Annotated in this window: 12 protein-coding genes and 2 pseudogenes; 6 read left to right on the top strand and 8 right to left on the bottom strand. The window is 66.6% G+C overall.

What is annotated here, in order from left to right:
- A pseudogene (locus V7Q42_RS19985) lies at positions 1 to 520 on the bottom strand (transposase); the annotation flags it as partial.
- A gap of 210 nt (positions 521 to 730) precedes the next feature.
- Between V7Q42_RS19985 and V7Q42_RS19980 the strand changes: the two are divergent.
- From V7Q42_RS19980 to V7Q42_RS19965, 4 genes and pseudogenes are all read left to right on the top strand, one after another.
- Positions 731 to 1,336 (top strand): TetR/AcrR family transcriptional regulator, encoded by a 606-nt coding sequence (locus V7Q42_RS19980; RefSeq protein WP_333826024.1) that lies wholly within the window; start codon positions 731 to 733, stop codon positions 1,334 to 1,336.
- Between the two features lies 1 nt (position 1,337).
- Positions 1,338 to 2,420, top strand: coding sequence for an efflux RND transporter periplasmic adaptor subunit (locus V7Q42_RS19975; protein WP_333826023.1), 1,083 nt, complete (start codon positions 1,338 to 1,340; stop codon positions 2,418 to 2,420).
- Positions 2,417 to 5,710, top strand: coding sequence for an efflux RND transporter permease subunit (locus V7Q42_RS19970; protein ID WP_333826022.1), 3,294 nt, complete (start codon positions 2,417 to 2,419; stop codon positions 5,708 to 5,710). The genes V7Q42_RS19975 and V7Q42_RS19970 overlap by 4 nt, the downstream gene beginning before the upstream one ends.
- A 382-nt stretch (positions 5,711 to 6,092) precedes the next feature.
- Positions 6,093 to 7,224: pseudogene (locus V7Q42_RS19965) on the top strand (IS3 family transposase).
- A 296-nt stretch (positions 7,225 to 7,520) separates the two neighbouring features.
- On the opposite strand, the gene V7Q42_RS19960 reads toward V7Q42_RS19965, so the two are convergent.
- From V7Q42_RS19960 to V7Q42_RS19935, 6 genes are all read right to left on the bottom strand, one after another.
- The gene (locus tag V7Q42_RS19960) at positions 7,521 to 7,667 is read right to left on the bottom strand and encodes a hypothetical protein (RefSeq protein WP_333826021.1); all 147 of its coding nucleotides are present in this window, start codon (positions 7,665 to 7,667) and stop codon (positions 7,521 to 7,523) included.
- A 91-nt stretch (positions 7,668 to 7,758) separates the two neighbouring features.
- Positions 7,759 to 9,429 carry an acyl-CoA dehydrogenase family protein gene (locus V7Q42_RS19955; RefSeq protein WP_333826020.1) on the bottom strand — a complete coding sequence of 557 codons (1,671 nt, stop codon included), beginning with the start codon at positions 9,427 to 9,429 and terminating at the stop codon, positions 7,759 to 7,761.
- A 115-nt stretch (positions 9,430 to 9,544) separates the two neighbouring features.
- Positions 9,545 to 10,426 (bottom strand): DMT family transporter, encoded by an 882-nt coding sequence (locus V7Q42_RS19950; RefSeq protein ID WP_333826019.1) that lies wholly within the window; start codon positions 10,424 to 10,426, stop codon positions 9,545 to 9,547.
- 131 nt (positions 10,427 to 10,557) lie between these two features.
- Positions 10,558 to 11,355, bottom strand: a complete 798-nt coding sequence (locus V7Q42_RS19945; protein WP_333826018.1) for a Bax inhibitor-1/YccA family protein — start codon at positions 11,353 to 11,355, stop codon at positions 10,558 to 10,560.
- Between the two features lie 153 nt (positions 11,356 to 11,508).
- The gene (locus tag V7Q42_RS19940; protein WP_333826017.1) at positions 11,509 to 14,109 is read right to left on the bottom strand and encodes an ABC transporter permease; all 2,601 of its coding nucleotides are present in this window, start codon (positions 14,107 to 14,109) and stop codon (positions 11,509 to 11,511) included.
- Positions 14,106 to 14,789, bottom strand: coding sequence for an ABC transporter ATP-binding protein (locus tag V7Q42_RS19935; RefSeq protein ID WP_333826016.1), 684 nt, complete (start codon positions 14,787 to 14,789; stop codon positions 14,106 to 14,108). Before V7Q42_RS19935 ends, V7Q42_RS19940 begins: the two co-directional genes overlap by 4 nt.
- Before the next feature lie 154 nt (positions 14,790 to 14,943).
- Between V7Q42_RS19935 and V7Q42_RS19930 the strand changes: the two genes are divergently transcribed.
- Together V7Q42_RS19930 and V7Q42_RS19925 are read left to right on the top strand one after the other, a co-directional pair.
- Positions 14,944 to 15,645, top strand: coding sequence for an arylesterase (locus V7Q42_RS19930; protein ID WP_333826015.1), 702 nt, complete (start codon positions 14,944 to 14,946; stop codon positions 15,643 to 15,645).
- Between the two features lie 23 nt (positions 15,646 to 15,668).
- Positions 15,669 to 16,721: an aldo/keto reductase gene (locus tag V7Q42_RS19925; RefSeq protein ID WP_333826014.1), complete on the top strand. Its 1,053-nt coding sequence runs from the start codon at positions 15,669 to 15,671 to the stop codon at positions 16,719 to 16,721.
- Positions 16,722 to 16,755: 34 nt separating this feature from the next.
- Here V7Q42_RS19925 and V7Q42_RS19920 read toward each other — a convergent pair whose 3' ends face one another.
- Complete coding sequence (locus tag V7Q42_RS19920; RefSeq protein WP_333826013.1) at positions 16,756 to 17,028, bottom strand: hypothetical protein; 273 nt, start codon at positions 17,026 to 17,028, stop codon at positions 16,756 to 16,758.
- Positions 17,029 to 17,273: the final 245 nt, after the last annotated feature.

Here is a 17,273-nt window from a genome sequence, read left to right as displayed (position 1 = left end):
CAGAGCAGGAACGGATTCTGGTTATGAACGGGGACAAACCGGGGGCAAGGTCAGGCCAGCCGCCTTCGATCGGGCGATCGAGGAAGGCCTTCACCCGTTCGTCGATCTCCTCGCACAGCCGGCTCACCTGGCTCTTCGAGATGCCGCTCATGCCGAGCGACTTCACCAGATCGTCGACCGAGCGGGTCGAGATGCCCTGGATGTAGGCTTCCTGGATGACGGCGGTGAGCGCCTTCTCGGCCATCCGGCGCGGCTCCAGGAAGCTCGGGAAACAGCTGCCGGTGCGAAGGCGCGGGATGCGCAGTTCGACGGTGCCGGCCCGCGTCTCCCAGTCGCGCTCACGCTAGCCGTTGCGCTGCGCCAAGCGTTCCTTGGACTTCTCGCCCCATTCGGCCCCGGTTCGGCCGCCGACTTCCAACTCCATCAGGCGTTCGGCGGCGAAGCCGATCATTTCTCTCAGCACATCCGCGTCCGGGCTCTTCTCCACGAGCGCCCGCAGGCTCATCATCATGTCGGTCATCAGTGGTTCCTCGGTCGGGTTGGTTCTCGCAACTCCGACCATACCGACGCGCCGACGGCGACAGCGCGGTCTCAACTGTGAATTCTGCCCCCTTTCGGTGATGCGGAGAATTTCGAACTCCAAATTCCCGAGCGCAAAATCCGCCCCCTCTGGACAGACGAGACATTTTGCGGCATCGTAAGCTTAACGGTCGTTCAGTAAGAGCGCTCGATGCCGGAAACCAGCACCCGAGACACCATTCTGGAAATCGCTTCCCGGCTGTTCGCATCGAACGGATATGCGGCGGTCTCGATGCGCGACGTCGCCGCCAGGGTGGGGGTTACGCAAGCCAACCTCTATTATCACTTCAAAGATAAAGACCACCTCATAAGAGACTCCTTGGCGCTCATCATCGCCCATAAAATGGAACCTATGGAAGAGTGTTTGAAAGCGGCCCATTCCAATAAAGAAAAGATTGAATTTTTCATATCTTGGTTCGTACGATTGGTATTCGAAGATCGAGTTTTCTCGAAGATGATCCTGCGTGAGTTGCTCGATGGTGACGAAGATAGATTGCAGTATTTGTCGATGGAGGTGTTCAAGCGACCTTTCGCGCTGCTCGTCGACGTCATGAGGGAATACACCGGCAGGGTCGATCCCACCCTGTCGGCGGTTTCGGTCGCCGCCATCATTCTCGGTCACTTCCAACTGTCTCGCATCTTGCCCTACCTGCCCGACGACAGGGCCGATCACACGGCCCCGGACGTCGTCGCCCGCCATGTTCTGGCGATGCTGCAGGGGCCGCTGCATGACCCGGCCGGCTCCATGGAGACGTGAAATGTCGAAGTTTTCCAGAACGCTCGTCCATGGACTGTCCACGCTCTTCTTCATTGGTTGGAGCGTGGACGGTGGAGCGGGTGAAGCGATGGTGGGACATCGGACCACGTTCCCCGTCGCCGTCTCCCGATCCGCCGACATCCCGATCCGCTACAGCGTTCCCGGTTCGGTGGTATCCGACGATCGCATCGAATTGTCGTCGCGAGTGGTCGGCTTCATCCGCAATCTCGACGTCCGAGAAGGCCAGAAGGTGACCAAGGGTGATCTCCTGGTACAGATCGATCCGACTGACGTGAACGAGGCCATCAGGATCGCTCAGGCCGACGTTGCCACCGCACGCACAGATCTTGCCGATGCGGAGCACGATGTCGGCAAATACGACACCCTCGCCGGACAAGGATGGGCCTCGACCGAGGTGTTGCGGAAGGCGCGTGTGCGCCGTGACGCGGCCCGTTCGGCGCTGTCGAAAGCCGAAGCGGCGGTGGCCGCAGCCCAAGCCCAGAAGGCCTACACCACCATCCTCAGCCCGGTTGACGGCGTCGTCGTGGTACGACAGCGCCACAGCGGTGACATGGCCGTCGCGGGGCAGCCGTTGCTCACCATCGAATCGCGGGAGGTCCTACTGTTCCGGATTTTCGTCGCCGAGAGCAATCTCGGGCGGATCGTCCCGGCCATGACCGTGACGGTTCGCATCGATGCGCTCGATGGCCGCGAACTGGTGGGGACCGTCAAACGGATCGTTCCATCAGGAGATCCGGTCACACGTCGCTATCAGGTCGACATCGATCTGCCGGTGGAAGAGGCCATCCTCCCCGGCATGTTCGGTCGCGCCGAAATCGTCCTCGGCACGGCACGGTCGATCAGCATCCCTCGGAGCGCCCGCGTGGAGCGCGGCGGGCTCGGCGGCACCTTCGTCGTCGGAGACGACCGTATCGCCCGCTTCCGTTGGCTCCGCTTCGGCCGTGAATGGCAAGACCTCGTCGAGGTCGAAGCCGGATTGTCGGAGGGCGAGAAGGTCCTGGCTCGCGCCGACGACACCGTCAGAGACGGTATCGTCGTCGATATCGACGGACGGACGAGATGACCATCCAATCGCTGAACCTCGCCGGCCGGCTCGCCCGCGCTTTCGTCACTTCGAAGTTGACCATCGTCGTCATCGTCGGCCTGACCGCCCTCGGTCTGGTGGCTACCTTCATGACGCCGCGCGAGGAAAACCCCCAGACCCTGGTTCCGGGTGCGGTCGTCGCCGTCACCCTTCCCGGCGCCTCGCCCGAGGAAGTCGACGAACTGATCGTCTCGCCGCTGGGGAGCATTCTCAGCGAAATGAGCGGAGTGGATCACACCTACGGTGTCGCTGAGAGCTCCCTTGGTGTCGTCCGAGTGCAATTTCTGGTCGGCCAGTCGAAGGAAGACTCACTGGTCAAGCTCTACGATCGCGTGATGGCCAATCGCGGCCGCCTGCCGGCTGACGCCGGCCCGGCCCAAATCCGTGCGGTGGACGCCGATGACGTCCCGATCGTCACCCTCACCCTCGCGTCCCCCCGCTACGACGACTACGGATTGAAGCGCATGGCCGACCGCATGGCCGAACACCTTCGCAGCCTCGACGGCGTCTCCGTCGTCGCGGTACGCGGCGGTCGAAACCGCGAAATCGGCGTCGAACTCGATCCCGAGCGGCTTCAGGCTTTCGGCGTCACTCTCTCTCAGGTCTCCTCCGCCTTCGACACCAGCAATCTCTCGGTCCCGCTCCAGGACACGGTGCGCGACCGCCGGATCGAGGGCATCCGACTGCAGGGCTTCCTCACCTCCGCCGATGACGTTCGTGGCCTGATCGTCGGGGTTCACGGCGGCCGGCCGATCTACGTCGGCGATATCGCCACCGTGATCGATGGGCCGCCGAGCGAGATCGACCGTCTCAGCCGCTTCGCCTTCGGTCCGGGCGATCCGCGCTTCGTAACCGCCGGGGCGGAAGCGATGCCGGCCGTCACCATCACCGTGGCGAAGAAGAAGGGCGTCAACGCCGTCACGGTCGCGTCCTCCGTGTTCGACCGCGTCGAACGTCTGAAGACGTCCTTCATACCCATGGATGTCCATGTCGTCGCCACCCGTGACGACGGCAGGAAAGCCGACGACGCGGTCAATCTCCTGCTCGAACATCTCGTCGTCGCCGTGGCCTCGGTCAGCGTTGTCCTGATCTTATTCCTCGGCTGGCGCGAGGCGGCGATCGTCACCATTAGCGTGCCACTGATCATCTTCGTCGGCCTTGCCGCTGACCTGTTCTTCGGCGTCACAATCAATCGGGTGACACTGTTCGCACTCATTTTGTCGCTCGGCCTTTTGGTCGACGCCGCCATCGTCGTCATCGAGAACATTCATCGTCACTACGGCAAACCACGCGGAGACAACCAGGTGGAGGCGACCGTCGCTGCCACCAACGAGATCGGCAACGCCACCAATCTGGCGACGCTGGCCGTGATGTTGGTGTTCGGCTCGCTGTTGATCGTCACCGGCATGCCGGGCGACTATTTCTATCCGGTCGCCTTCAATGTTCCGATCGTCGTCGCCGCCTCGGTCGTCGTCGCCTATGTCGTGACGCCCTGGGCCGCCAACCGTTGGCTGACGTGGCACGCGCCCGCTGGGACGGAGGACGCGGAGCCCCCGAAAAGGTCCGACCTCCTGCAACGGCTCTATCGCCGGATGATCACACCGCTGCAGGAGAGCGCCCGGCTACGACGCATCCTCGCGGCATCGATCGTGATCCTACTGGCCGTATCGACCTTCCAAGGAACGTGGCAGTTGGTTCGCCCCTCCGGCGTCGGCGGACCTCCGTCCTGGTTCGGCGTCGGAGCCGGTTTTCTCCTGAAGGACAACAAGAACACTTTCAACATCATCGTCGCAACGCCGGAGACGACGGCGATCGAGGAGACCGATCGAGTCGTCCGCGATATCGAACGGCTGCTCGCCGACGAAAAGACCGTCATCGACTACCAGAGCTGGGTCGGCCAGGCCGGTATCGCCGACTTCAACGGATTGTCGCGAGGCACTGCCGACAGCGTCGGCAGTTTCGTCGCCGAGATCCGCGTCAATCTGGTCGACAAACACGCCCGCGCCGTCTCCTCCATCGACATCGTCCGCGCCCTGCGTCCGAAGATCGACGTTGTGAAACGTCGTCATCCGGGCACCGAAGTCCGTCTGGTCGAGGACCCACCCGGTCCACCGGTGCGCGCCTCGGTCTTGGCCGAAATCTACGGCCCCGATCCGCGCGGCCTGCGCGCCCTATCCGACGAGGTCTCGAAGGCCTTCCGCAGCACCTATGACATGGTCGATCTCTCCGACACGGAACCGGCGGATGTCATCGAACACCGCATCGTGCCCGACAAGGAGAAGGCGGCCTTGTCCAAGGTCTCGGTGGCTCAGATCGCCCAGGCTTTGCATCTGGTCTACGGCGGCAGCGTCCTCAGCCGCGCCCATCCAGCCGACGAGAAGAATCCCGTCGATGTACGCGCCTTCGTTCCACGTCGACACCAGATCGATCCGACGCGACTCGACCTCATCTTCGTCGGAAATGCCGAAGGCAAACAAGTGCCTCTGCGCGAGTTGGTCGATGTGGTGCGGGCCACTCGCGATCGACCGATCCAACGCAAGGACAACGAGCGCGTGACCTATGTCGGGGGTGAATTGTCGGGAACTCCCGCGCTCTATGCCGTGCTCGACCTCGACCGTCGGCTCGACGGCCTCGTCGGTCCGGATGGTCGTCCGTTGAAGACCGGTAATCTCACTCTGAACCGGCGAGCACCCGACGTGATCGACGGCTACCGCTTGTTCTGGGACGGCGAGATGCGGATGATGCTCGACGTCTACCGAGACATGAGCATTGCTCTGGGGGCGGCGCTGACACTCGTCTTCCTGATCCTGGTCGCCTATTATCGATCGTTCCGCGTCGCTCTCATCGCCATGTCGGCGATTCCCCTCGGCATCATAGGCATTCTGCCCGGGCATTGGCTCCTCGGTATGGACTTTTCCGCCACCTCGATGGTCGGGATCATCGCACTCGCCGGTGTCGTGATCCGCAATTCATTGTTGATCATCGACTTCATCCGCGACCACCTGAGCAAGGGCATGACCCTCATCGAAGCGACACGCGAAGCCGGTGCGGTGCGATTGCGGCCGATCCTCCTGACCACACTGGCTGTCGTCATCGGATCGGCAGTGATGGTTCCCGATCCGGTATTCGGCGGCCTGGCGGTCTCGCTGATCTTCGGCACCGCGGTATCAACGATCTTGACGGTCTTCGTGGTGCCGATCCTCTACCTGGTCGCCATGCCGTCGACGGGAGTAGACGATGTGATGGCCCCGTCACCCGATCTCGTCTGATCCGGACGAACCCAGAGTGCTGACCCGCTCGGCCGGCGACCGGGTGATCACCGAGAGAATTGGCGACCGTCGGCTTCCGAATGACGTTCAGCATGCACGGAGCGCGCCGCCCGTCGGCCTCGGGCGGCGGTTCCTCGCCGATGGTCGGACGAATCGGTCATCGGGCGACAGAGATGGCTCCGCGAATTCGGACGGTGGCTTGAGTGGATTTTGTGCCTGATACCGAGTTCACGAAATTCGGACTTGTCCGAATTTCGTGGGTTGCGGCCTGACCGGCCGACGCCCGTTCGGGCTTGCCTTCGCGGATGAAGTTCCGAACAGGTCTGAACTTCATCCGCTCGGTATGAGCGGCGACGATGTCGCCGAGGATCAGGAGCACTCCCTGACCAGACGAACCCGCCGCAGCCATTCTCCGGCGTTCAAGGCAAAGGTGGCGCTGGCCGCCGTGAAGGGCGAGAAGACGCTCGCGGAGTTGGCGCAGCAGCACGACGTGCATCCGAACCAGATCACGGCGTGGAAGAACCAACTCCTCGACGGCGCAGCCGGCGTGTTCGGGGGCGAGAAGGCGGAGCCCGCCGCCACGCCTGTCGACTTGAAGGCTCTGCATGCGAAGATCGGAGAGCTTGCGCTGGAGAACGTTTTTTTGTCCGGCGCGCTCAGCAAGGCCGGCCTTCTGAGCGCAAAGCGATGATCGATCGGGGTCACGATCTCCCGATCACTCGGCAAGCGAAAGTCCTCAACCTCGCCCGATCGACGGTCTACTACAAACCACGGCCGGTTTCGGCTGCCGACCTGGATTCGATGCGTCGGCTCGACGAACTGCACCTCGACTTCCCGTTCGCGGGAGTGCGGATGCTGAGGGCTCTGCTACAGCGTGAAGGCATGTCGGTCGGCCGCCGGCACGTCGCCACGCTGATGAAGCTGATGGGGATCGCGGCGATCTATCGTCGCCCGAACACCAGCAAGCCGGCGTTCGGGCACAAGATCTACCCGTACTTGCTGCGCGGGGTGAAGGTCGACCGGCCGAACCAGGTCTGGGCGACGGACATCAGCTACATCCCGATGCGTCGGGGCTTCGTCTATCTCGTCGCCGTCGTCGACGTGGCGAGCCGGAGTGTATTGGCGCACCGGGTGTCGATCACGATGGACGCGTTGTTCTGTGTCGAGGCTCTCGAAGAAGCGATGGCTCGCCATGGCAAACCGGGATCTTCAACACGGACCAGGGCAGTCAATTCACCAATTTCGAGTTCACCAGCGTTCTGATGGCCGCCGGCATCTCGATCAGCATGGACGGCAAGCGGGCTTGGCGGGACAACGTCTTCGTCGAGCGGTTCTGGCGGTCGATCAAGTACGAGTAGGTCTACCTGGAGGCCTACGACACTGTTCGGGAAACGAGATCATCGATCTCAAAATACATCAATTTCTACAATTCCGGACGTCCACATTCGAGTCTTGACGGGCGCACACCCGACGAGGCCTACTTCGGTGGGCGACAGATGGCCGAGGCCGCCTGATCGCCGCCCGCGATTTCATCACGGCTCTGGTCAGGCTACGCCATCCCGACGCCGTGACGAAATCGCAAAGCCCCGCAATCGACACCCCGGCGTGAGATCCACTCAAATCCCACCGGGCGCTGTCCAAACAAGCGGAGCCAACTCTCCTTGTCGAAATTCATGTAACCTGACGCCAACTTCAGCGCCAATGTACGCCAGCCGTCCGGCGTCGGCTCGCAACCGTGAAGCTGAAACAAGGCGTCAAGCCGACGTTCGAGCGCCGTCCGCCCATGGACGCGCACATTCGTCAACAGGACCTAATCTTCGTAAACGTTGCCGCCTTCCGGGTGAGGGGAGGATGCGGCGAACGAAAAAAAGCCGGCCGAAACGGGTTCGGCCGGCAGATGATTCCGGTGGCGAAAAGGAATCCCCTGAAGCCTTTTCGTGTCGGCGATGATGGTCACCACGACATATCGAGCCAATCCCCGGAATTCCGGGGATCGACGCGCTCGGTAGGGTCATGCGGGACCCGGCCGGTCGCTTCGCGACGTGGGATCAGCCGTTGCCGCCCTCGAGCAGGCGACGGGCGATGACCTGGGCCTGGATCTCGCCGGCGCCCTCGAAGATGTTGAGAATGCGGGCATCGCACAGGACGCGGCTGACCGGGTACTCGAGCGCGAAGCCGTTGCCGCCGTGGATCTGCAGGGCGTTGTCGGCCGCCGCCCAGGCGACGCGGGCGCCGAGCAGCTTGGCCATGCCGGCCTCGAGGTCGCAACGCTCGTCGTGGTCCTTGCGGCGGGCGGCGAAATAGGTGAGCTGACGCGCCACCATGATCTCCACCGCCATCATGGCGAGCTTGTCGGCGACGCGTGGGAAGGCGATCAGCGCCTTGCCGAACTGGATGCGCTCCTGGGCGTAGCGGAGCCCCAGGTCGAGGGCCGACTGGGCGACGCCGATGGCGCGCGCCGCGGTCTGGATGCGGGCCGACTCGAAGGTCTGCATCAGCTGCTTGAAGCCCTGGCCCTCGATGCCGCCGAGGAGGTTCGCCGCCGGGACGGAGAAGCCGTCGAAGGCGATCTCGTATTCCTTCATACCGCGATAGCCGAGCACCTCGATCTCGCCGCCCGACATGCCCTCGGCCGGGAAGGGCTCGGCGTCGTTGCCGCGCGGCTTCGGCGCCAGCAGCATCGAGAGACCCTTCCAGCCGGCCTCGTCGGGGTTGGTGCGGACGAGCAGGGTCATCAGGTCGGCGCGGACCGGATGGGTGATCCAGGTCTTGTTGCCGTTGACGACGTAACTGTCGCCTTGGCGGACGGCGCGGGTGCGAAGCGACCCGAGGTCGGAGCCGGTGTTGGGCTCGGTGAAGACGGCGGTCGGCAGGACCTCACCGGAGGCGATCTTGGGCAGCCATTCCTGCTTCTGCTCCTCGGTGCCGCCGCACAGGATCAGTTCGGCGGCGATCTCGGAGCGGGTGCCGAGCGAGCCGACGCCGATGTAGGCGCGCGACAGTTCCTCGGAGACGACGCACATGGACTCCTTGCCGAGACCGAGGCCGCCGTATTCCTCGGGAATGGTCAGGCCGAAGACGCCCATCTCGGCCATCTGGCCGATGAGCTCCATCGGAATGTACTCGTTCTTCAGGTGCCACTCGTGGCAGTGCGGCAGCACCGCGTCGACGGCGAGGCGGCGCATCTCGTCGCGGAACTGGTTGAGGGTTTCGTCGAGGCCGAGTTCGCCGAAGGAGGTCGAGCCCTCGATCCGGGTCATGGCGGCGACCAGGGCGGCGCGCACCTCCGGGGTGTTGCCGTGGGCGATCAGCATTTCCACGCCGGGGACCCGGGCGGCGGAGATGGTCTCGGCGTCGACGCCGAGGTCGGTGAGACGGACCATCTCGCCCTGGTTCATCGGGATGCCGCCGAAGACCTGGGCGAGATATTCGCCGAAGGCGATGGAGACGATGTCGCGTTCGATCTCACCGAACTGTCCCGCCGCCGTCAGGCGCTCGGAATAGTCGACCATCTCGCGCAGGCTCTCGACATAGGTGGCGAGCCAGGCGAGGCCGTGGGCGGCGCGCTGTTCCTGGTCCACCAGGGCGGCGGAGATCTTGCCGTCCTTCTCGACCTTGGCGCGGACCGCGGCCTTCGCGACGGCGAAGAGCCCGTCGAGGGCTGCGACCGCCTCGCGGCCGTGCGCGATCAGATGCAAATCGATTCGAGCGGCACTCATGAACCATCTCCCCTGCCGGCGCGGCGTCGTCCGCCGGCGGCCGGTTGTTGTTGCGGTGCGAAAGAATAGAAATCCGTCGCGGCGATGCAATGCCCCGAAAGGCGATATTTCCGCGTCAACGCCTGTTGGCGAGGGCGACGCCGCAAGCAGTCACGATCATGCCGGCAACTTGCACCATCGTCAGGGTTTCGCCGAAGAAGAACCACGCCTCCAGCGCCGAGGTGGGCGGCACGAGGTAGATCAGCGCCGCGGCGCGCGACACCTCGCCGCAGCGGATGAGGTGGAGCAGCAGAGCGATCGCACCGATCGACAGGCCGATCACCGACCAGGCGAGGGTGAGCAGCGAAGAGGTGGTGACGGCGAACCGGAGGTCCTCGATCGCCAGAGCCGCCGGAACGGTGACGAGCAGGGCGCCGACGTATTGCAGCACCGCGACCGGCATCAGGCCGCCGGAGGGGACGAAGCGCTTCTGCCAGAAGGTGCCGACCGTCACCGCCGCCATGGCGAGGACGTTGACGGCGAGGGGGATGAGGGTGGCGGAGAGGGCGGCGCCCGAGAGGCCGGCGAGTTTCGGCGACACCACCACGACGATGCCGAGGAAGCCGAGGGCGAAGCCGGCCATACGCTTGGCGCCGATGCGCTCGTGCGACATCAGCGGCGCCAGGGCGGCGGTCATCAGCGGCTGCAGGGCGGCGATGACGGCGGAGAGTCCGGCCGGCACCCCGTGGGCGATGGCCCACCAGACGCCGCCGAGATAGACGCCGTGGAGGAGCACGCCGGACATCAGCGCATGGCCGATGGCGGCACGGCCGCGCGGCCATCCGCCGCCGGAGATCAGGGCGATCGGCACCAGAAGGACGAGAGCGCCGAGGAAGCGGACGATCAGGAAGGTCAGCGGTTCGGCATCGAAGGAGGCGAACTTGGCGACGATCCAGCCGGTCGACCAGATCAACACGAAGAGCAGCGGTGCGACGGCGACGAAGAGCGAGCGCTGCACTTTGGAGGTCCGGCGAGATCGAGGGAAAGACGAAGAGGCGCGGGACCCGTGGTCCCGCGCCTCCGTCATCGTTTCAGATCTTCACCTGCGGCGCCAGCGGCGAACCGATGGTCCGCCATGCGGCCGGGCGGTCACTCTTCACGCTGGCCGAAGAGCTGCATCAGCATCATGAAGAGGTTGATGAAGTCGAGGTAGAGGGTGAGCGCACCCATGATCGCGCCGCGCGAGACGGTGGCACCGTCGGCGCCGTCGAGGCCATAGATGTACTGTTCCTTGAGCTTCTGGGTGTCGTAGGCGGTGAGGCCGGCGAAGACCAGGACGCCGATCACCGAGATGGCGAACTGCAGCGCGCTCGAGGCGAGGAAGATGTTGACCAGGCCGGCGATCAGGATGCCGATCAGGCCCATCATCAGGAACGACCCCATGCCGGTCAGCGAGCGCTGGGTGGTGTAGCCGTAGAGCGACAGACCACCGAAGGCCGCGGCCGAGATGAAGAACACCTGGGCCACCGACGTGTGGGTGTAGACCATCAGGATGGTCGAGATCGAGATGCCGACCAGAGCCGCGTAGAGGAAGAACACGCCCTGGGCGGTCGACGGCTGCATCTTGTCGATGCGGAAGCCGAGCAGGAAGACGAGGCCGATCGGGGCCAGCATCAGCACCCACTTCAGCGGGCTGACGAACAGGGTCTTGCCGAACTGGGTCAGGGCGACGGTCTTGGAGATGCGGGCCACCGCGTCGGGCGAGCCGACGCCGGTCACCGACATCGAATAGATGACGAGCGCGGCGATGCCGGTGATGGCGACGCCGATCATCATGTAGTTGTAGACCGAGATCATGTAGGCGCGTAGGCCGCGGTCGATCGCCTGGGCGTCCGGACGCGCCAGGGTCGAACCGAACCGGGCGTAACCGTTGTCGTAGTTCGACATCCGTAAAATCCTTTCGTGTGGGCGGGATGCGTCCGCATCACCGGCATCGAGGATCGAATATGGGAGGAGAGTCCGACGGTCGCAAGACGGTGGAGATCGCCCTGCGAACCGTTATGATTAATTTTCCGTAAGGTTGGCGTGGGTCGCGCCGGCTCAACTCGCCCGCAACACCTCCGCCGGACGGCGTTTCAGCGCGGCGCGGGTCGAAAGCAATCCCAGGGTCACGGTGAGGCCGGCGGTCACGACGACGACGCCGACGACCGCCACCGGATCGGCGACGAAGGGCAGCTTCATCACCCGCGTCAACACCCACCAGGCCGCCGCCGTCCCCACCACCACGGCGAAGAGGGCGCCGGCGAAGGCGGTCGCCGCGAATTCGAGACCGAAGGCGCCGATGAGGCGACGACGGGTCGCGCCGATGGCGGCGAGCACCGCGGTGTCGCGGATGCGTGCCTCCTGACGGGCGGTGAGGGCGCCGGCGAGCACCAGGATGGCGGCGACGACGGCGAAGCCGGCGACGGCGGTCACGCCGGCGGCGGCGCGGCGCATCAGGTCGTCGACGCGGGTGAGCGCATCCTTGACGCGGATCGCGGTGACGACCGGGAAGCGCTCGACCACCCGCGCCAGCAGCGCCAGTTCGGTCTTCGCATCGCCGCCGTCGGGGAAGGTGACGGTGACCAGTCGGGTCGCCGGGGCGCCGCGGAAGGCGTCGGGCGAGAACACCATGAAGAAGTTGATGGCCAGCCGCCCCCATTCGATCCGGCGCAGATTGGCGATCGTCGCCTCGACGTCACGACCGAGCACGTTGACGGTGATGCGGTCGCCGACACCGAGGCCGAGGCCCTTGGCGGTCTCGGCGTCGAAGGAGACGAGCGGCGGGCCGGCGTGATCGGGCTTCCACCATTCGCCCTCGACGATGTCGGCGTTCTCGGGCGGTGTGGCGGAGAAGGTGATGCCGCGGTCGCCGCGCAGGATGAGGCGGGTGTGCTCCTCGGCCTCGACCTTCTCCAACGGCACGCCCTTCAGGGCGACGATGCGACCGCGCAGCATCGGCACGTCGGCGACGGCGCCGTCCTTCGCCTCGTCCTTCAGGAAGGTGCGGAAGGCGTCGGCGTCGCGGGCCGGCACGTCGAGGAAGAAGAAGCTCGGCGCCTGTTTCGGCAGGGTGGAGGAGAGGGCGGCGTTCAGGCCGCTCTCGACCTGGGTCAGGGCCGCCAGAAGGGTGGCGCCGAGGCCGAGGGAGAGGACGATCGAGGCGGTCGGAGCGCCCGGACGGGCGATGGCGGTGATCGCCGCGCGGGCTTCGAAGAGGCGTGGCCGCGGCATGCGTCGAGCAACGGCGACGAGGCCGGCGGCGACGAGACGCAGCACCGCGTAGGCGACGACCAGAGTGGCGAGATAGGGCAGGGTGATGCGCCGTTCCGGCGACAGGCCGACGACCAGGGCGAGGAGCAGGACGGTGAGGATCGCCGCCGGGACGAGCCGGGCGAGGCGCGGGCGCCGCCCGAGCGTCTCGATCTCGCCGCGCAGCAGCGTCGCCGGACGGGCGTCGACCGCGGTGCCGAGCGGCACGGTGACGAAGAGTGCGGCGGTGACGGCGCCCTCGAGCGCGGCCAGTGCCAAGGGGCCGGGGGCGGCGACGGGGATCAGGTCGAGCCCGAGGGCGTCGCCGAGAGGTCCGGCGAAGAGGTGGGGCACCGCCGCACCGACGGCGACGCCGAGGCCGATGCCGAGGAGGGCGATGGCGCCGATCTCCAGGGCATGGACGAGGAAGACGAAGCCGCGGGTGGCGCCGAGCGTCTTCCAGATGGCGATGGTCTCGCGGCGACGTTCGAGATGGCCGGTCACCGCATGGGCGACGCCGAGGCCGCCGATCACCAGGGTGGTGAGGCCGACGAGGGTGAGGAACTGGACGAAGCGGTCGATGGTGGAGGCGAGCCCGGGCGCGGCCTCCTTGCGCGAGCGGATGTCCCAGCCGGCGGCCGGGAAGGCGCGTTTCGCCGCGGCGATGGTGCCGGCGACCCGATCACGGTCGGTGAGGGCGAGGCGGGTGTGCCAGCGCACCAGGCTGCCGGGGGCGAGGAGCCCGGAGGCCTCGAGCGCCTCTCGCGACAACATCAGGCGAGGGCCGAAACCGACGCCGCTCGACAGTCGGTCGGGCTCGTCGACGAGGATGCCGGCGACGCGGACCCGCGCCGAGCCGACGGTGAGGGTGTCGCCGATCTTCACGCCGAGACGGGGGAGCAGCGTGTCCTCGACGAGGACACCGAACATGCGGGCGTCGCCCTCGCCGGTGGCGGCGAGGAGCGGGCGGCCGTCGATCGCCGTCTCCTTCGCCCGGGCCGGATCGGGCGCGGTCGAGGCGGTGAGACGGCCGGTCAGCGGATAGGCGGCGTCGACCGCCTTGGCTTCGACCAGGGTGGCGGTGCCGTCGTCGCGACGCGTCATGGCGCGCAGGGTGGCGACGTCGGAGGTGCGACCGCGGGCGGCGAGGAAGTCGTGTTCGGCGGCGCCGAGCGGTCGGTGGTTGACCGAGAAGGCGATGTCGCCGCCGAGGACGAGGTCGCCCTGGGCGGCGAGCGAGGCGTCGAAGGCGCGGCCGAGGGCGGCGACGCCGGCGATCGCCGCGACGCCGAGCGCCAGACACGCGAGGAAGATGCCGAAACCGCGGAAGGCGCGGCGCGCGGTGCCGCGCAGCGAACGGACGGCGAAGCGCAGCGCGGTGGCGAGGCCGAGGGGCGAGGCGGCGCTCACGGCGTGGTCTCCTCGTTGACCCGCCCGGCGCGGACGTGGATCACCCGATCGCAACGGGCGGCGAGATCGGCGTCGTGGGTGACCAGCATCAGGGTCGCGCCGACCTCGTCGACGCGGCCGAAGAGCAGGTCGGCGATCGCCGCGCCGGTCGTCTCGTCGAGATTGCCGGTCGGTTCGTCGGCGACGACGATGGCCGGGCGATGCACCAGGGCGCGGGCGATGGCGACGCGCTGCTGTTCGCCGCCCGAAAGCTGGACCGGATAGTGGTCGAGGCGGGCACCGAGGCCGACGGCCTCCAGTTCGGCGCGGGCGCGAGCGAAGGCGTCCGGGGCGCCGAGGAGTTCGAGGGGCGTGGCGACGTTCTCGATCGCCGTCATGTCGGAGACGAGGTGGAAGGCCTGGAAGACGATGCCGACGGTGCGGCCGCGGAAGAGGGCGAGGGCGTCCTCGTCGAGGCGACCGAGATCGGTGCCGGCAACCTCGACACGGCCGCGGTCGGCGCGCTCGAGACCGGTGGTCACCATCAGCGCCGTCGACTTGCCCGACCCGGAGGCGCCGACGACGCCGACCTTCTCGCCGGTGCGCACGGCGAGGCTGAGGCCGCGCAGCACTTCGACCGCGGCGGTGCCGCTGCCGAGGGTGAGGTGGACGTCGTCGAGGCGGATGGCGGTGTCGGACAAGATCTGCACTCTTCGGAGGGCGGCGCGGGGAAGCCATGCGTGACGCGTGGCGCCGGGGGGTCTCGAAATGCGTGGCTCCGTCGTCATATGGTGACGATGGGCGGTCGATAAAGCCTCGATCCGCGCCGCGCACCGTAATCGGATTTCCGCCGTCATGCCGTTTCGCTCCGAACGATCCCATCTCGTGCCGCCCCGTCGTGCCGCGCTGCGGCGTGTGATCGGCCTCGTTTTCGGGGCGATCGTCGTCGCCACGGCGGTGAACGGGCCGGTGCGGGCGGCGGAGCCGGGGAAGATCCGGGTCGTCGCCCTCGGCGACAGCCTGACCGCCGGTTACGGCCTGCCGAAAGGCCAAGGCTTCGCCCCACGGCTGGAGGCGGCGTTGACGGCGGCGGGTCATCACGTCGAAGTGATCGACGCCGGTGTCTCGGGCGACACCACCGACGCCGGGCTGGCGCGGCTCGACTGGTCGGTGCCGGCGGATGCGCAGGCGGTGATCGTCGAACTCGGCGCCAACGACGCGTTGCGCGGCCTGCCGCCGGCGGAGACGCGCAAGAACCTCGACGCCATCGTCGCACGGCTGACGGCGCGCGGGCAGAAGGTGCTGGTCGCCGGGATGCTGGCGCCGCGCAATCTCGGCGAGACCTATGCGAAGGCCTTCGATCCGATCTTCGCCGAGGTGGCGCAGGCGCACGGGGCGCTCTTCTATCCGTTCTTCCTCGACGGCGTCGCGCTCGAGGCGAACCTCGTCCAGCCGGACGGACTGCACCCGACCGCCGAGGGCGTCGAGGTGATCGTCACCCGCATCCTGCCGAGCGTGCGTGATCTTCTGGCACGCGTCGGCTCCACCCGACCCTGATGTTCCCAGCCGCGAGAGGCCCCATGCGTCGCACCCGTCTCGGCCGTACCGATCTCACCATTCCCACCGTCTGCCTCGGCACCATGACCTTCGGCGAGCAGAACACCGAAGCCGAGGGTCATGCCCAGCTCGACCGGGCGCTCGATCACGGCATCGATTTCCTCGACACCGCCGAACTCTATTCGATCCCGCCGAAGCCGGAGACGCAGGGGCGCACCGAGGAGATCGTCGGCTCGTGGATGAAGGCGCGGGGCAATCGCGACCGGATCACGGTGGCGACCAAGGTCTGCGGCCGGTCCGACATGGCGTGGTTCCGCGACGACGGCTCGCCGACGCGGCTCACCCGCGTCCATGTCGACGAGGCGGTGTTCAAGAGCCTGAAGCGGCTCGGCATCGACACCATCGATCTCTATCAGGTGCACTGGCCGGAGCGGCGGGTGCCGGGCTTCGGCGCCAACCCGACGATCTGGACCGATCCCGGGCGTTCGGCCGACGAGGCATCGATCGAGGAGACGCTGGAGGCGCTCGCGGCGCACGTGAAGGCCGGCCGCATCCGTCACATCGGCCTGTCCAACGAGTCGACCTGGGGGGTGATGCGCTGGCTGCGCGCGGCGGAGGTCACCGGCGGTCCGCGCATCGTGTCGATCCAGAACGCCTACAATCTGCTGAACCGCACGTTCGAGGTGAACCTCGCCGAGGCCTGCGGCCGTGAGGACGTGTCGCTGCTCGCCTATTCGCCGCTCGGCCAGGGCTATCTCACCGGCAAGTATCTCGACGGGGCGCGGCCGGCGGGGGCTCGCACCACGCTCTTCAACCGCGGTCAACGCTACGAGCGGCCGAACGCAGATGCGGCGATCCGCGCCCATGTCGATCTGGCGGCGAAGCTCGGGGTCTCGCCGGCGACGCTGGCGCTCGCCTTCGTCGGCTCGCGTGCCTGTGTCGCCTCGACGATCATCGGCGCCACCACCCTGGCGCAGCTCGACGAGGACCTCGCCGCCTTCGATTTCGAGATCACGGCGGAGATCGCCGCCGAGATCGATGCGATCCACCTGCGCTTCCCGAACTGCTGTCCGTGAGGATGCGTGAGGATACGGCCGGGAGCGGTGGCGATCAGGCGTTCTCGAGGGCGCCGCCGTCGTCGGCTTCCGGCGTCGTCGGCTTCGCCCGTTCGGCGAGGAGATTGGCGGCGAAATAGGAGCTCTGCACCGCCAGCCAGAACGCGGCGTAGTCCCAGAGCACGTCGGGGTCGATGCGGCGAACCGTGGCGAGGACGAGGAGCGGCAGGGCGACCGAGGAGACGAGGAACGCACCGAGGCTGTCCACGCGCAGGCGCCTGGACAGGAACCAACCGACGAGGAGCCCTGCAACGGCCCAGACGATCATGCTTCCTCCGCCAAGGATGCGTGGACGGTGAGCTTCGAAACAACATGGTTAACACGAGCGGCCGATCTCGAGAACCGCTCGGCCACTTCTGCGACGCTCGACCGCCCCGATTTTCCGTGAAATTCCGCGTTTTCAACCGCAGGCGGCGCTTTCGGCGATCAGGCGAGTGACCTCGCGCGGCATCTCCAGATGCGGCATGTGGCCGACGCCGGGGAAGCGGTGGACGGCGACGACGCCGGGCACGG

Origin of the sequence: Pinisolibacter sp. (assembly GCF_036782435.1) — a bacterium.
Lineage (GTDB): Bacteria > Pseudomonadota > Alphaproteobacteria > Rhizobiales > Ancalomicrobiaceae > CALBKH01.
This window is presented reverse-complemented; position numbering and strand designations above follow the sequence as displayed.